General features: G+C 72.0%; 13 protein-coding genes and 1 pseudogene. 7 read left to right on the forward strand and 7 right to left on the reverse strand.

The genetic code is table 11. From position 1 onward, the window contains the following. Window positions 1–105 precede the first annotated feature (105 nt). The gene (locus ACZ6TB_RS00485) at window positions 106–1,572 is read left to right on the forward strand and encodes a WS/DGAT/MGAT family O-acyltransferase (RefSeq protein WP_465548978.1); all 1,467 of its coding nucleotides are present in this window, start codon (window positions 106–108) and stop codon (window positions 1,570–1,572) included. Then, on the forward strand, window positions 1,544–3,031 hold the full coding sequence (locus ACZ6TB_RS00490) for a long-chain-fatty-acid--CoA ligase (protein ID WP_465548980.1): 1,488 nt from the start codon (window positions 1,544–1,546) through the stop codon (window positions 3,029–3,031). Before ACZ6TB_RS00485 ends, ACZ6TB_RS00490 begins: the two co-directional genes overlap by 29 nt. Before the next feature lie 61 nt (window positions 3,032–3,092). Here ACZ6TB_RS00490 and ACZ6TB_RS00495 read toward each other — a convergent pair whose 3' ends face one another. The 6 genes and pseudogenes from ACZ6TB_RS00495 to ACZ6TB_RS00520 all read right to left on the reverse strand — a co-directional run bounded on the left by ACZ6TB_RS00495 (window position 3,093) and on the right by ACZ6TB_RS00520 (window position 8,385). Then, window positions 3,093–3,593, reverse strand: a complete 501-nt coding sequence (locus ACZ6TB_RS00495; RefSeq protein ID WP_465550268.1) for a universal stress protein — start codon at window positions 3,591–3,593, stop codon at window positions 3,093–3,095. A gap of 9 nt (window positions 3,594–3,602) precedes the next feature. Continuing rightward, window positions 3,603–4,228, reverse strand: a pseudogene (locus ACZ6TB_RS00500) (universal stress protein); the annotation flags it as partial. Between the two features lie 57 nt (window positions 4,229–4,285). Beyond that, window positions 4,286–5,671: a polysaccharide deacetylase family protein gene (locus ACZ6TB_RS00505; RefSeq protein ID WP_465548982.1), complete on the reverse strand. Its 1,386-nt coding sequence runs from the start codon at window positions 5,669–5,671 to the stop codon at window positions 4,286–4,288. A gap of 51 nt (window positions 5,672–5,722) precedes the next feature. Next, on the reverse strand, window positions 5,723–7,021 hold the full coding sequence (locus ACZ6TB_RS00510; protein WP_465548984.1) for a wax ester/triacylglycerol synthase domain-containing protein: 1,299 nt from the start codon (window positions 7,019–7,021) through the stop codon (window positions 5,723–5,725). Between the two features lie 126 nt (window positions 7,022–7,147). After that, window positions 7,148–7,600, reverse strand: a complete 453-nt coding sequence (locus ACZ6TB_RS00515; RefSeq protein WP_465548986.1) for a universal stress protein — start codon at window positions 7,598–7,600, stop codon at window positions 7,148–7,150. Between the two features lie 98 nt (window positions 7,601–7,698). Further along, complete coding sequence (locus ACZ6TB_RS00520) at window positions 7,699–8,385, reverse strand: CBS domain-containing protein (protein ID WP_465548988.1); 687 nt, start codon at window positions 8,383–8,385, stop codon at window positions 7,699–7,701. Window positions 8,386–8,560: 175 nt separating this feature from the next. On the opposite strand from ACZ6TB_RS00520, the gene ACZ6TB_RS00525 reads away from it, so the two are divergent. The 5 genes from ACZ6TB_RS00525 (at window position 8,561) to ACZ6TB_RS00545 (ending at window position 12,942) form a co-directional block, all read left to right on the forward strand. After that, the gene (locus tag ACZ6TB_RS00525; protein WP_465548990.1) at window positions 8,561–9,046 is read left to right on the forward strand and encodes a universal stress protein; all 486 of its coding nucleotides are present in this window, start codon (window positions 8,561–8,563) and stop codon (window positions 9,044–9,046) included. Between the two features lie 179 nt (window positions 9,047–9,225). After that, the gene (locus tag ACZ6TB_RS00530; RefSeq protein WP_465548992.1) at window positions 9,226–9,927 is read left to right on the forward strand and encodes a universal stress protein; all 702 of its coding nucleotides are present in this window, start codon (window positions 9,226–9,228) and stop codon (window positions 9,925–9,927) included. Further along, window positions 9,924–10,328: a universal stress protein gene (locus ACZ6TB_RS00535; protein ID WP_465548994.1), complete on the forward strand. Its 405-nt coding sequence runs from the start codon at window positions 9,924–9,926 to the stop codon at window positions 10,326–10,328. Before ACZ6TB_RS00530 ends, ACZ6TB_RS00535 begins: the two co-directional genes overlap by 4 nt. A gap of 81 nt (window positions 10,329–10,409) precedes the next feature. Continuing rightward, window positions 10,410–12,317, forward strand: coding sequence for an APC family permease (locus tag ACZ6TB_RS00540; RefSeq protein WP_465548996.1), 1,908 nt, complete (start codon window positions 10,410–10,412; stop codon window positions 12,315–12,317). Window positions 12,318–12,417: 100 nt separating this feature from the next. Beyond that, entirely contained in the window at window positions 12,418–12,942 is a 525-nt protein-coding gene (locus ACZ6TB_RS00545) for a DUF2202 domain-containing protein (protein WP_465548998.1), read from the forward strand. A gap of 73 nt (window positions 12,943–13,015) precedes the next feature. Here the strand turns inward: ACZ6TB_RS00545 and ACZ6TB_RS00550 are convergent, their stop codons facing one another. Then, window positions 13,016–14,350 carry an MFS transporter gene (locus ACZ6TB_RS00550; protein ID WP_465549000.1) on the reverse strand — a complete coding sequence of 445 codons (1,335 nt, stop codon included), beginning with the start codon at window positions 14,348–14,350 and terminating at the stop codon, window positions 13,016–13,018. Between the last annotated feature and the right edge of the window lie 7 nt (window positions 14,351–14,357).

Here is a 14,357-nt window from a genome sequence, read left to right on the forward strand (position 1 = left end):
CCTGACCCCGTCCGGGTCACGCCGGAACGGGCCGGAGGACCCTGGTGAGCGGACCTTCGCCGAGCGACGGTGACAGGAGGTGACCACAGACCTCGGGAGGGCATCGTGGATTATCTGAGCCCGCTGGACGCTTCCTTCCTGGACGTCGAGGATGAGGATCCGCACGCCTCGCTCGCGATCGCGTCGGTCGCCGTGCTCGACGGCCCGGCACCGGACCAGGCGGAGTTCGCCGAGGCGATCCGGGGGCGGCTCGCGCTCGTTCCCCGCTATCGGCAGAAGGTGCGCCGGGTGCCGTTCAATCTCGGCCGGCCGTTGTGGGCCGACGATCCCGCTTTCGACCTCGATTTCCACCTGCGGCGCACGGCGCTCGCCGCGCCCGGTGACGACGCCGCTCTCGAACGACTGATCGGCCGCGTGATGTCCCAGCGCCTGGATCGCGAGCGGCCGTTGTGGGAGGACTGGCTGATCGAGGGACTCGAGGACGGCCGGTGGGCGCTGCTGTCCAAGGTGCACCACTGCATGCTCGACGGGGTCACTGGCAACGAGTTGTACCGGTTGATCTGCGACACCGATCCGGAGTCCCGCCCGCCCGTCCCCGACGAGTGGCGACCCGAGCCGGTCTCCGGTGACCTCGACCTCACGCTCGACGCACTCGGCCGGCTCGCCCGCATCCCGTTCGAGCAGGCCCGCCGCATCGCCGGGGCGATGAACGACCCGGGCCGCGCCGCCGAGCGGCTCGCCGAGATCGCCCGCGGCGCCACCGCGCTGGCCGAGGCGTTCCTGCCCGCCCCGCCCACCTCGCTCGCCGGCACGCTGGGCCGGGCCCGCCGCTACGCCGTGGCCCGGATGCCGCTGGCCGACATCAAGGCTGTCGCCCAGCACCACAAGGTCACCGTCAACGACGTCTACCTCGCCGCCGTCGCCGGCGCGTTCCGGCGAACCCTGCTGGCTCGCGGCGAAAACCCCGAGGCCGGCGCGATCCGCACCCTGGTGCCGGTCAACGTGCGGCAGGAGGAGGCGCGGCACGTCTTCGACAACCGCATCGCTTCGCTGCTGCTCGACCTGCCGGTGGAGCTCGACGATCCGATGGATCGGCTGCGGGCCGTGCACGAGCGCATCGCCGAGCTGCGGGAGCGGCGCGAGGTCGAGGCGGGCGTCGCCCTGGTGGCTCTGGCCGACCAGGAGCCGTACGGCGTCGTCTCGTTCGTCATCCGCACCGCGCTGAGCCTGCCTCAGCGGGGCCTCGCCACGGTCACCACGAACGTGCCCGGACCGCCGGTGCCGCTGTTCATCCTGGGCCGGCCGGTCCGCGAGATCCTGCCCTACGTGCCCATCGGTGAGCGTATGCGGGTCGGCATCGCGGTGATGACGTACGGCGGACAGGCCGCGTTCGGCGTCACCACCGATTTCTCGGCCGTGCCGGAAGCCGCCGCCTTCGCCGCCGCCGTGGTCGACGAGGTGGGCCTGATGCGGCCGCCGACGCGGCACGCCGTGCCCCGGCGGCCACGCGCCCGAGCCCGTACCCGTTCGGAAGGAAACCGACATGTTGAATCTGGCCGTAATTTTGCGTGAGTCGGCCGCTGCCCGCCCCGACGCGCCGGCGCTGATGCACGACGGCGGCATCGTCACCTACGCCGAGCTGGACGCCCGCTCCGACGCCGTCGCGGCGGGCCTGATCGCCCGCGGCGTCCGCCCGGGCACCGCGATCGGCCTGCAGTTACCCAATATTCCGGAGTTCCCGGTCGCCTTCTACGGGATCCTCAAGGCCGGCGCAACGGTCGTGCCGCTCAACGTGATGCTGCGCGCCACCGAGGTGGCGTACCAGCTCGCCGACTCCGGAGCCCGGGCGCTGATCACCTTCGCCGGCGCCGCCGCCGAGGCGGGCAAGGGCGCCGCGGAAGCGGGCGTCGCCGACCTGTACGTCGTGGGAGCCGGCAGCTTCGACGAGATGCTCGCCCCCGTCGCCGAACCCCTGCCGCTCTGCGACCGTTCGCCCGGCGACACCGCCGCCATCGTCTACACCTCCGGCACGACCGGCGTGCCGAAGGGAGCCGAGCTCACCCACTTCCAGCTCTACATGAACGCGGACGTGCCCGGCCGGCTGTTCGATATCCGTCCCGACGACGTGGCGGTCGCGGCCCTGCCCTTCTTCCACGTCTTCGGCATGTCCAGCATCATGAATCTGGCCATCCGGTTCGGCGCGGCGTTGTCGCTGGTGCCCCGCTTCACCGCGGAGAAGGTGCTGGCCGCGATCGAACGCGATCGGGCCACCATCTTCGACGGCGTGCCCACCATGTTCGGCGCCCTGCTGGCGTACGACGGGCCGGCTCGCTATGACACCTCGTCGCTGCGCGTCTGCGTCTCCGGGGGCGACGCCATCCCGGCGCACGTGATGGACGCGTTCGAGGAGCGCTTCAAGGTGCCGATCCTGGAGGGCTACGGGATGACCGAGACGGCCTCCACCATCACGTTCAACCTGAGCCCGGAGGATCGCCGGGCGTACAGCGTGGGCAAGCCGGTATGGGGTGTCGAGGTCGAGGTGTGGGACGAGAACGGGCGCCGTCTGCCGCCCGGCCGCGGCCACATCGGGGAACTGGTCACCCGCGGCTACCACACGATGCGCGGGTATCGCGGGCGCCCGGTCGCCACCGCGGACGCGTTCTGCGGTGGCTGGTTCCACACCGGCGATCTGGGTTACGCCGACACCGACGGCTTCCTGTTCATCGTCGACCGCAAGAAGGAGCTGATCATCCGCGGCGGCTACAACGTCTACCCCCGCGAGGTGGAAGAGGTGCTCTACCGGCATCCGGACATCGCCGAGGCCGCGGTGGTCGGCGTTCCGGACGAGCGGCTCGGCCAGGAGGTCAAGGCCTTCGTCGTGGCCGCGCCCGGGCACTCCCCGACCGCCACTCAGATCATCGACTACTGCCGCGAGCGCGTCGCGGCGTACAAGTACCCCCGGCTCGTCGAGTTCCGCGATGCGCTCCCCCTCACCGCTTCCGGCAAGGTCGCCAAGACCGAGCTCACCTGATCGTCGAGCCGGTGGAAACAGGCCGCCGCCCGCGATTCGCGGGCGGCGGTCGCCGTCGTCGTCAGCTCGTCGCCCGCACGATGTAGACCGGGCAGTCCGCATGATGCAGCAACTGCAGTCCGGCCGATCCCAGCAGAGTTCCGGAGATCACGCCGTGCCCACGGCTGCCGACGATCATCAATCGCGCCCGGTGCGACGCCTCGACCAGCACCGAGGCGATACCGCGGTGCGTGACCGTCACCTCGACCGGCACGTCCGGGTACTTCTCCCGCCACGGGGTCAGCTGAAGCTCGAGGCCGGCCCGCTCCTGCGCGTCCGCCTCCGGCGTCACGGAGTCGGCGTCCGCCTTCTTGTCCATCCACAGGGGGACCGCCGGCAGGAACGACCGCACGATCTCGAGCGGGGCGCCGTCCCGGGCGGCGGTCTCGAACGCGATCTCCAGGACACCGTCGGCGGCCGGCGAGTCGTCCACACCGGCGACGATCGGACCCTCGGTGACGTCGCCGCGGCCGCGGACCACGACCACCGAGCACGGCGCATGGGTGGCGACCCGCTGGCTCACCGAACCCAGCAGCAGCTCCCGAAACCGCCTCGGCCGCGGCTGCCCAGCACCATCAGCTGCCCGTGCTCGGCCTCGGCGATGAGCCGGGCGGCGGGGTGCCCGATCACCGGGTCGCCCTCGATCGACAGCTTCGGCGCCACCACCGTCGCCTCGTAGGCGGCGTTGGAGGTAATGCCCTCGGCCTGTTTCCGCGCGTCGTCCAGATAGACGCCGCTGTCGTCGTACCGGGCCTCGCGCCATTCCCAGTCGAAGACGTGCGTGACCCGCAGCGGCAAGCCACGGCGCTGCGCTTCGCGCGCCGCCCACCTCACCGCCGCCTTGCTGGAGTCGGTGCCGTCGGCGCCGACGATGATGGGTTGGACTCTCATGACCGCTCCTCTCAAGCTCCTCACTTGAGAGTGCGGCGCGACGACCCACGGCGGCAGGGCGCGAGGTCCCATCGGGGCGGGCCGTAGGTCCTTCGCCAGGTGGCGGCCGCTCATCGGATGCCGCCGCCGATGATGTGGGAGGAATACCTGGTCGGTCGTCTGCCACTGCCATGATCCGGCCGGACCGGTTCGTCCGGGACCCTCCGCCCTTGCCGCCGCCCACCGGCGAGCTGTGCTGGTTGGAGACGGCCCAGGGCTGGCCCGCATACGTCCGCACGCTGGGCAGAGGCGGAGCCCGGGCGGCCGGACCGGCCGCCCGGAGCGTCAGGAGTAGACGACCGTGATCGTGCGGGCCGCAGCGTTCCAGATGATCGCGCCGTGCGCGAAGTTGCTGCGCCGGCCGACCGAGACCGTGTACTCGTCGCTGGTCGGCGCGCCCTGGCGACTGCTCATGCCGCCCAGCGCGAGGTAGCGCCCGAGGATGGCGCCGTGCACCTCGTGCGCGCCGGACGCCTTCGCCCAGTACACGTTGCCGTGCTGGAACTGCGAGCCGGCGCCGCCGGTCAGCGGCACCTCGTCGGAGATCGGGTATCCGAGGAACCCGGCCGGACCGCTCACCGCCAGCCACTTGCCGCGGATGGCGCCGCGGACCTCGTGCGCCCCGGTGGCCTGCGACCAGTAGATGGAGCCGCCCTGGAAGTTGTTGTACCGGCCGCCCCCGGCCGCCGCGGTCTCGTCCGTGACCGGGAAAGCCAGCACCGACCGGACGGTGCCCAGCGCGTTGTACTTGGAAAGGATCATGCCCCAGACCGAGTGGGTGCCGGTGGCCGGCGCGTAGTAGATGCGGCCGCCCACGAACCACTGCACGGCCGTGTCCGCAGTGGTGGCGTCCAGTTCGGCGGTCCGGGCCGCGCCGAAGTGTGACCGCTGGCCGCCGGCGGCCAGCCACTTGCCGCGGATCAGCCCGCGCGTCACGGCCTGCCAGGGGCTGACGAAGCCGTACCCCATGCCCTTGAGCTTGTTGATGATCAGCTGAAGGTTGCCGGGGTCGGTGGACGGCGTGGTCACGTGCATCACGATGATCGCCCCGGGGACGGTGTACCGGTCGATGCGGGCGCTCACCGTCGCCCAGTCGGCCGCCTGATACCCGGTGGTGTCGAAGGTCCAGTCCAGGTTGATGTAGTAGCCGCGCAGCGACAGGTCACGGTTGAGGCCAGGGTCCAGATAGCCCGAGCGGTACGGCGCCCGGAACCAGCCGGCCGACGCGATGCCGGCGTTGCGCAACGCCGTCTCCGCCCGATCGAGCTGGGACCATCGCTGGGCCTGGGTCAGCGTCATGAAGTCCGGGTGGCTGTAGCTGTGGTTGAAGATCTTGTGGCCCTGGGCCGCGACGTTCGCGGCCTCGGCCGGGTTCTGCTCGGCGAAGCGGCCGGTCATGCCGAATCCGCCGGTGATGCCGTTGGCGGCGAAGACCCGCAGCACCGTCTCGAGGTTCGCCTTGCTGACGGCGTTCTCGGCCGCCGTCCCGGTCCGCCAGTCCAGGTCAAAGGTCAGGCTCACCACTTTCGCGGTGTCGTAGCCGCGGGTGAAGGTCTGCGCCCGGTACGGGGTCGCGTCGGCGGCCGCCGCCGGCCGGGCCCCCATCAGACCCATCGCGGTGACGGCGAGAACCGCCAGCGCACTCACCGTTCGTCGTGTTCGCGTTCGCATGGAAACCACCTCACGACCAACCGTCCACGGCCGGTGCTCCCCTTGTCAGGGTCATTGGTCATCGGTGGCCCGGGCGATCGCGGCCAGCTCGGCGGTCAGCAATCCGGCGAGCTGATCCAGATCGGGGCAGGAACCGGGATCGGCGATCACGGTGACGGTGAGCGTGTCGACATAGGACAATGCGAGGAACATGACGGTGATGTTGGATTCGCCGCCGGTCACGATCGGGATCATGCCGGTGACCGTCACGCCGCCGAGGCGTACCGGGCCGGCCGGGCCTCGGACGTTGCTGACAAGGGTGTGCAACCGCCGCTGGTGAGTCATGTACCACCGGTAGCCACCCAGCGCCGCCAGCAGCCGGAACATGCCGCCCAGCATGGTGATCGGCGCGGGGCCCGCCGCGGAGGCGCGGCGGCGGCGGACCTCGGCCGCGACCCGGGCGAGGCGCTGCTCGGCCGGGCCGGTGGCCGGGACCGACACCACCAGCGGGCTGACCGCGTTTCCGGCCGCGTCGCCCGCCGTCCGCGGCGTCCCCACCGGAACCGCCATCGTGATCGATCCGACGGTCTCGCCTCGCTCCGCGAGCAGCTTGCTCACCGCGGCGGCCACGGCGACCAGCAGGGCGGCGTTCACGCCGGCGTCCCGGCGGTGCGCGGCGTCGCGCAGGGCCCCGAGAGGGACGCGTACCAGCGCCGCCCGGCGGCGGTCGCCGGTGGGCCGCAGCAGCGAGCAGGGCGGCAGGCGTACGGGATGGAAGCCGCCACCCGCCCGCATCGCCGTGCCCAGCCGCCGCAACCGGTCCGGCGCCGATCTCAGCGCCGCACCCCGGCGCTTCCAGGCATCCGCCGCGAGCAGCGTCGTCGCCGGGCGGCCGGCGACCGGCGACGATTCCGCCGGCTCGGCGTCGTCGACGAGCTGGGCCAGCACGGCGAGGCCGCCAAGGCCGTCGCTGAGCACGTGGTGGGCGATGAGCACGAGCGCCGCTCGCCCGCCTGGCAGGCCGCTGATCACTACCGCGCGCCACAGGGGGCGGTCACGCGGCAGGCGCCGGAGCACTTCTCGCAGGGCCACGTCGAGCAACGCCCGGTCGTCGCCGGGCGCCGGGCACCGCACCGTGCCGAGGTGACGCCGCGGATCGAAGGCCTCGTCGGCCGCCCAGATCGGCGATCCGCAGCCGAGCGGCGCCGGAACCAGCCGCTGCCGCAGCCGCGGCACCCGTGCCGACCGCTCGGCCAGCAGCCGGGCCCAGTCGTCCGCGGCGACCGGCTTGTCGAAGACCAGCACCACCCCGATCTGCTCCGGAACCGGCCCCCGGTCCATCGCGAGGAAAGCCAGGTCGGCGTCGCTCACCCGGTCGACGGGTCGGGGTCCGCGAAGCTGGCGGCGTAGCCGAAGACGACGAACAGCAGGATCGGCAGCACGACCATCGTCGCCAGCGTGCGCCGGTCCCGCCGGAGGTCCCATCGGCGTGCCCGCTCAGTGCTTGCCGCGGACGACGACGACCGGGCAGTGCGCGTGCTGGACGCACAACTGACTCACCGAGCCGAGCAGCGTCCCGGCGAACGTGCCGTGCCCGCGGGAGCCGACGACCAGCAGGGCGGCGTGGGCCGACGCGTCGATCAGCACCTGTGCCGGGTGTCCGGGCAGGGCGGTCTCGAGCACGTCGACGTCCGGCGGGTCGAACCCGAGGGCGTCGCGCACCACCTCGGCGAGCAGGTTGCCGGCGGCGCCGCCGAGGTCATCGTGGCGGATGGAGCCCCACCCGGTGTACGTGGGCACCTCCCACGCGATGACGGCCCGCAGGCGTGCACCGGTCAGCATCGCCTGCTCGAGGGCCCAGCGCAGGGCGGCCCTCGACGGCGGTGACCCGTCCACGCCTACGACGATGTCCGTCTCACGGGTGCCGTCGAATGGCTCAAGGCCGGACATGGCAGCCTCCTCACGACCGTCTCCTCGTCACCGTCCGCTTTCCGGCGTGTCGCGACCAGGGCCGTTGGGCCCGCGTGGGCCGTACTCGTGACCGGCCCTCAGGCGACGCCGAAGGCGATGCCGGGACCGCCGGCACGATCGTCGTAGTCGTAGCTGAGCTTGTCGGCCACGTCGACCACACCGGGGATCTGCCGGGTCATCCGGACGGCGCCGCTGGCGATGGACCACCGCTCGACCTTGCCCTCCAGCGTGACCGCGCCGTCCTCGACCGTCACCGTGACGTCGTCGGCGCGACCTTTGAGCGTCCCGAGCAGCACGCCGGACTCGATGTCGGCCTGGATGTCGTCGTCCGGGCGCAGATGCACCTTGAGCAGGTCGCCGCGCGTCACCAGGCCGACCAGGCGGCCGAGCTCGTCCACGACCGGCAGGCGCTTGACGTTCTCGGCGTCCATCTTGCGCGCCGCCGAGGCGACCGAGGTGCCGGTGAGCGCGGTGACCGCCGGGACGCTCATCAGCTCCGCCGCTGTCCGCGCCCGAGCCTTGCCGCGTTCGCCGCGCCGGCGCCGGCCCTCGAACATCCGGGGCGCGTCGTCACCGGCGTACTCGATCTTTCGAAGCAGGTCGGCCTCGCTCACCACGCCGGTGACGTGCTGAAACTCGTCCACGACCGGTACCGCACTCACCCGGCGCCCGATGAGCGTGTCCACGACCGCGCGGTACGACGCGGCTTGGTCCACGGACACGACCGCCTTTGTCATCACATCGTCCACGGTCCAGCTCTTCATGGGTTGCCTCCTTTACGCCGACGCTAGGACCGCCCGCGGCCGGACGGCAGGGCCGGAAGACCCTTCCTTCCCGTGCGGCGGGGACCTCCGGCCCTGCCGGAGGCCGGGCCGGGCACGCACCGTGGAGTCCGGTGGACGCCCGGCCCCACGCCGGGCGGCGTCGAAGGGAGTTGTCATGGCTAGCCGGCATCTGATCGTCGTGGGCGTGGACGGGTCGGAGGGTGGACGGCGCGCGCTGGACTGGGCGGTCCGTGAGGCGGACGCGCGCGGCAGCGCGATCGAGGCCGTCACCGCCTGGTCGTGGGACGGTGTCGAATTCGGCCCAGTCACCGCGACCAACCCGCGTGAGGCCAAGGAACACGCCGCACGCATGCTCGACGACGAGATCAACGCCCTGGTCGCGCGGCACGGCTCGCATCTGCCGGTGGCGGCCGAGGTAATCGAGGGAAGCCCCGGTGAGACGCTGGCCCGGGCCGGGCGTTCCGCCGACCTGCTGGTACTCGGCAGCCACGGGCACAGCCGGGTCCGGCGCACCGTCCTCGGCTCGGTCAGCGAGGAATGCATCCGCAAGGCGACCTGCCCGGTCGTGGTGATCCCGGTGCCCGCATCGGAGCCCGCCGGCGCCGAGCCGGTGCCGCGGGGCCGGGGCGCCACGAGCTGAGGACCAATGGCCCTGACGACGGCCGCGAATCCGGGCAACGCTCGAACTGAGCCCGCCGGCGTCGCGTACGCGGCGATCGGGAGCAAAGGACGGCCGGAGAGCCGCCAGACCCACCGTCGTCAAGACGGTCACCGGTCGGCGCGGCGGCGCCGGCGGGCTCGTGAACCGAAGGGGCTGCCATGATCACTCGCCCGGGTGCGCCCGTCATCGCCGGCATCGACTACTCGCCGGCCAGCCAGATCATCGCCGAGGCCGCCCAGCGGGAGGCCGCCTTGCGACATCGAAGCCTCCGCGTGCTGCCGACGGGGCCCGAGCTCCTGGCGGCCGCGCGCGATGCGGCCCTCCTCGTCGTCGGCGAGGCGAGAGCGGATGAGCTGGCGGCCCACAGCAGCTGCCCGGTGTTCGTCGTGCGCGGCCGGGAGCACCCGGACGGGCCCGTCGTCGTCGGCGTCGACGGGTCGAGCGGATCCATCGCCGCGCTGGAGTTCGCGGCGGAAGAGGCCGCACTGCGCCAGGCCGAGCTCGTCGCGCTGCACGCCTGGACGGGGAGCGACGGCACCGAGCTGAACGCCGGCCTGCCCATGACGTACGAGTTCTGGTCCGGAGAGGACCAGGAGCGCCGCGTGCTCGCCGAGGCCGTCGCCGGGATCGCCGAACGTCACCCCGACCTGCGGATTCGTCGTCACGCTCGACGGGGGACGGCCCGCCGGCTACTACGTGACTGGTCGTTGACCGCTCAACTGGTCGTCGTCGGCGATCGGGGCCACGCCGGGATCGCCGGGCTGCTGCTCGGCTCGGTCAGCCGCCATCTGCTGCGTCACGCCGGCTGCCCGACAGTGATCGTCCGGCCGGCGCCGGCACGCCTCGAGGCGGCACCGTGAACTCGACCGCGCCGGCGACACCGGCGAGCGTCGGCGCCGTCGTCATGGCGGCGGTCGACGACGACAACTGGGCGCCCGTTCTCGCCTACGCCAGCCACGAGGCGCACCGCCGGGGTGTTCCGTTGCGGATCGTGCACGTCTGGGCGGAGCGGGAGCCAGGGCCTCACGACGAGGCGGCGAAAAGCGATCGGCTCCTCGCCGACATCGTCTACGACGCCTTGCAAAGCGACGAGGCGCCCGCGATCGAGCGGCAGATCCTGCACGACGAAGATCCGGCACGCGCCCTCGCCGCCGTCAGTCGCGACGCCGCGCTGCTGGTAACCGGTGCCGGCTCGCTCGGTGTGACCGTCCGGCGGCTCACCGGACGCACGGCATGCCCGCTCGTGGTCGTCCGCCGATAGCCTTGCCGGGAAGGGACCTTGTGCCCGTTCGCTCCGGCCGTCTCTGCTTCACGCTCCGATGAGGAGTTGACGGAGGCAGCCATGACGATCCAGGACACCCGGCGCCGTCCCGTACGCGGCTGGCTGATGTCCGAACCCGGCCCGGCGGCGCACGCCGGCCACCCGTGGTGGAAAGTGATGTGCCTGACCGGCGTCGACTACTTCTCGACGCTCGGATACCAGCCGGGGATCGCGGCCCTCGCCGCCGGCGCCCTCTCCCCCGTCGCCACCGCCGTCCTGGTCGCCGTGACGCTGTTCGGGGCGCTGCCGGTCTACCGCCGGGTCGCCGCGGCCAGTCCGCACGGTGAAGGTTCCATCGCCATGCTCGACCGCCTTCTGTCGTACTGGCGGGGCAAGCTGTTCGTGCTCATGTTACTCGGATTCGCGGCCACCGATTTCATGATCACCATGACCCTGTCGGCCGCCGACGCGACCGCGCACCTCGACGAGAACCCGTTCTGGCCCGCCGCGCTGCACGGTCATGCCGTGCTCATCACCCTGCTGCTCCTCGCGCTGCTGGGTGCCGTGTTCCTGCGCGGCTTCACCGATGCCATCGAGATCGCCGTAGCCCTGGTCGGCAGCTATCTGGCGCTCAACGCGATCGTGATCGCCGACGGGCTCCGGCGCATCGCCACCCACCCGGTCATCGTCTCCGACTGGAGCGCCGCGCTGACCGCCCGCCACGGCAACCCGGTGCTCATGCTCGGCGTCGCGCTTGTCGTCTTCCCGAAGCTCGCCCTCGGACTGTCCGGGTTCGAAACCGGCGTCGCCGTGATGCCACAGATACGCGGCGGCACCGGCGACACCGAGTCCCATCCGGCCGGCCGGATCCGCGGCGCACGGCGCCTGCTCACCACCGCCGCCGCGACGATGAGCGTGCTGCTGCTGACCAGCAGCCTCGTCACCACCCTGTTGATTCCACCGGCGGCGCTGCGGCCCGGCGGCCAGGCCAACGGCCGCGCCCTGGCCTATCTGGCGCACCAGAATCTCGGTCCTCTCTTCGGCACCGTCTACGACGCCGTCACGATCGCGATCCTCTGGTTCGCCGGGGCCTCCGCTCTCGCCGGGCTGCTCAATCTGATCCCCCGCTATCTGCCCCGCTACGGGATGGCGCCCGGCTGGGCACGTGCGACCCGGCCGCTGACCCTCACCCTGACCGCCGTCGCCTTCCTCATCACCTGGATGTTCCGGGCCGACGTCACTTCGCAGGGCAGCGCGTACGCCACGGGCGTGCTCGTCCTCATCACCTCGGCCGCCATGGCGGTCACCCTCGCCCAGGCCCGCGGGCACCACCGCGCCCGGACCGCGGTGTTCGCCACGATCACCGCGGTCTTCGCGTACACCACCGTGGTCAACGTCGCCGAGCGGCCCGACGGCGTCAAGATCGCCGGATGCTTCACCGCCGCGATCATGGTCGTGTCGGTGGTGTCCCGCGTCCACCGCTCGCTCGACCTGCGCGCCACCCGCATCGACCTCGACCCGGTCGCCGAGCGCTTCGTCCGCGACTGCTCACGGCGTACCCTTCGATTGATCGCCCACGAGCCGCGCACCCACACCGAAGGCGAATACCACGAGGCGCTGAAGCGGACGGCCGCCGACAACGACCTGCCCGCCGATGCCGATGTCGTCTTCATCGAGGTCACCGTCTCCGACCCGTCCGAATTCGAAGCCGACCTCCTGGTACGCGGATCCGTCCGGCACCACCGTTACCGTGTCCTGGCCCTGGAGAGTTCGGCGGTGCCCAACGCGCTGGCCGCCCTGCTGCTCGAGATCCGTGACCACACCGGCCACCGCCCCCACATCTACTTCCATTGGAGCGAGGGCAACCCGGCGTCCAACTATCTGCGATATCTCCTGTTCGGGCACGGAGAGGTAGCGCCGATGACCCGTGAGATCCTCCGCCGGCACGCCTCCGATCCCGCCCGGCGGCCGCACGTGCACGCCGGCTGACCGGGTCTTCGGTCCTGCGCGCGGAGCACCCTTCGGCCCGGGCGCAAGACACGCCGAGCGGGCAGTCTGCATGATGAGGGCAGCAGGAAAGGAGCCCATCATGCTTGCCACCGACCGGCCCGTACGCGTTCCCGCCTGGACCGACCCGTCCGGCTTCGCCGGCGCCGACGTGCTCCGCTGCCCGCCCGGCAGCCTCGATCTCGACCAGCGTGCGCACCTGGCGGAGCTGGCCGAGCGGGTTCGCGTGGCGCATGACCTGATGCTTGCGTTCGGCGAACGGTACGCCGCCTTCCCCACCCAGTTCGCCGGCGCTCAGCAGCGCGAGGTGACCCTGCTGCGCGATCTGAGGAGTCGCTACGCCTTGCCGCACACGGACGCCGATGAGGCCCCGGGCCACTTCGCGGATCGGGCGGCGCAGGCCGGTTACGACCGGCTCCTCGCCCGCGGCCGGATCAGCCGGAAGGAGGCCACCCGCGCCCTCGCCGAGGCCCTCAGCCACGTACTCACGCTGCTCGACCACGACCTGCCGCACATGTCCGCGCCCGACGTGTACGCGGCCTACTGCAGGATCTGTGCCGCCACCATCCGGCAGCTGCAGACCGTGCAGGCCTGGACCCCGCGCTGAGCGGTCACCGCAACGCCGGTCCGAGATATCGCCGCCGATCGTCGACCGCGCTCCTGCCCGTCCTCGACGCCCGTCATCGGTGACGCAAAAGCGCAGTCCGCAAATCCGTGAGCAGCGGCACGTCGTGCCGGTCGTCCATCTGCCGCAGCGCGACCAGACCGGCCCCGGCCGCGCAGAGTCCGGCCAGGATCAGAAGCAGCCGGCCGGACGCCACGGCCAGGCCCGGCCCCGCACCGGCGACCGCGCTCGCGCCCGCAACCGACAGCAACAGCACGACGCGTGCCGACGTCTGCACGAACGCGACGACGCGACCGCGTACCTGATCGGGAACCTCGGCACCCAGGATCGTCACCCCGTGCAGCAGGGCGGCACCGGCGCCGAGGCCCACGATCAGAACGACGGCCAGCGCGCCGCCCAGACGCGGCATCACTGCCAGCGCGACGACCGCCAGCCCGGCGAGCATCACCGCCAGGCAGAAGGCCCGCCGCCGCGACAGACCGGCGAGCAGGGCCGGAGCGGCCGCGACTCCCAGGCCGAATCCGACGAACAGGCCACCGAACAGCAGTCCGAACGTCGAATCGCCGCCGCCGAGGGTGCGCGCGTAGAACTTCGCCGCACCGGCCACGATCCCGGCGCCCGCGAACGCGCCCACCAGTCCGACGGTCAAACCCCGCATCAACCGGGATCCGGCGAGGAAGCGCCAGCCGGTGCGCATCGCGTCGCCGGCGGACTCCCGGGACGGAGCGCCGCCCCGGCCGGAGATCTCCGGGACGCCGAGAGCGACCACCGCGGCAGAGGCGAGGAAGGTCAAGGCGTCGAAGTACAGAGCCACCGCGGGGGCGTCGACGAGTCCGGCGCTCGGCAGACGCCCGGCGGCGGCGAACACGAGAGCGGCCACAACAGGAGCGATCCCGTACGTGGTCGTGATCGTCAGCTGATTGGCGGTCTCCAGCCGGTCTCGCGGAAGCAGGTTGGGGACCGCGGCCTCCTTGGCCGGTGTCCAGATCATCGCCGCGGCCTGTGCCAGAAACGACGCGATTGCCGCCCAGACAACGGCCGCCGCACGCTCCGGCAACACCTCGGCGATGAGCGGGATCGATGCGAACAATGCGAACCGTGCGAGGTCGGCCGCCACCATGGTGTGGCGCCGGTCGAACCGGTCGGCGACGAAGCCGGCGATCGGGCCGAGGATCAACCATGGCAGCAACTGCACCGCGATCACGCCACCGAACGCGGCGCCCTGAGCGGCCGAGGAGCTCAGCTGAGCCGAGGCGAACGACGAGGTGGCCAGTAGCCCCAACCAGTCGCCCACCGACGAGAGGCCGAAGACCAGCCAGAGTCGCCGGAAGGGGCGCAGCCGGACAACATCCACCAGAGCGGACGACGACGGCTGACCGGCGCCGGACACGGCCCGG

This window comes from Actinoplanes sp. NPDC051537 (assembly GCF_055586105.1).

What these genes read in the sequence shown, in the direction of transcription:
- ACZ6TB_RS00505 (WP_465548982.1), bottom strand. Translation starts at nt 5,671, where the DNA reads ATGCGAACGCGAACACGACGAACGGTGAGTGCGCTGGCGGTTCTCGCC.
- ACZ6TB_RS00530 (WP_465548992.1), top strand. Translation starts at nt 9,226, where the DNA reads ATGATCACTCGCCCGGGTGCGCCCGTCATCGCCGGCATCGACTACTCG.
- ACZ6TB_RS00520 (WP_465548988.1), bottom strand. Translation starts at nt 8,385, where the DNA reads ATGAAGAGCTGGACCGTGGACGATGTGATGACAAAGGCGGTCGTGTCC.
- ACZ6TB_RS00490 (WP_465548980.1), top strand. Translation starts at nt 1,544, where the DNA reads ATGTTGAATCTGGCCGTAATTTTGCGTGAGTCGGCCGCTGCCCGCCCC.
- ACZ6TB_RS00545 (WP_465548998.1), top strand. Translation starts at nt 12,418, where the DNA reads ATGCTTGCCACCGACCGGCCCGTACGCGTTCCCGCCTGGACCGACCCG.
- ACZ6TB_RS00525 (WP_465548990.1), top strand. Translation starts at nt 8,561, where the DNA reads ATGGCTAGCCGGCATCTGATCGTCGTGGGCGTGGACGGGTCGGAGGGT.
- ACZ6TB_RS00515 (WP_465548986.1), bottom strand. Translation starts at nt 7,600, where the DNA reads ATGTCCGGCCTTGAGCCATTCGACGGCACCCGTGAGACGGACATCGTC.
- ACZ6TB_RS00540 (WP_465548996.1), top strand. Translation starts at nt 10,410, where the DNA reads ATGACGATCCAGGACACCCGGCGCCGTCCCGTACGCGGCTGGCTGATG.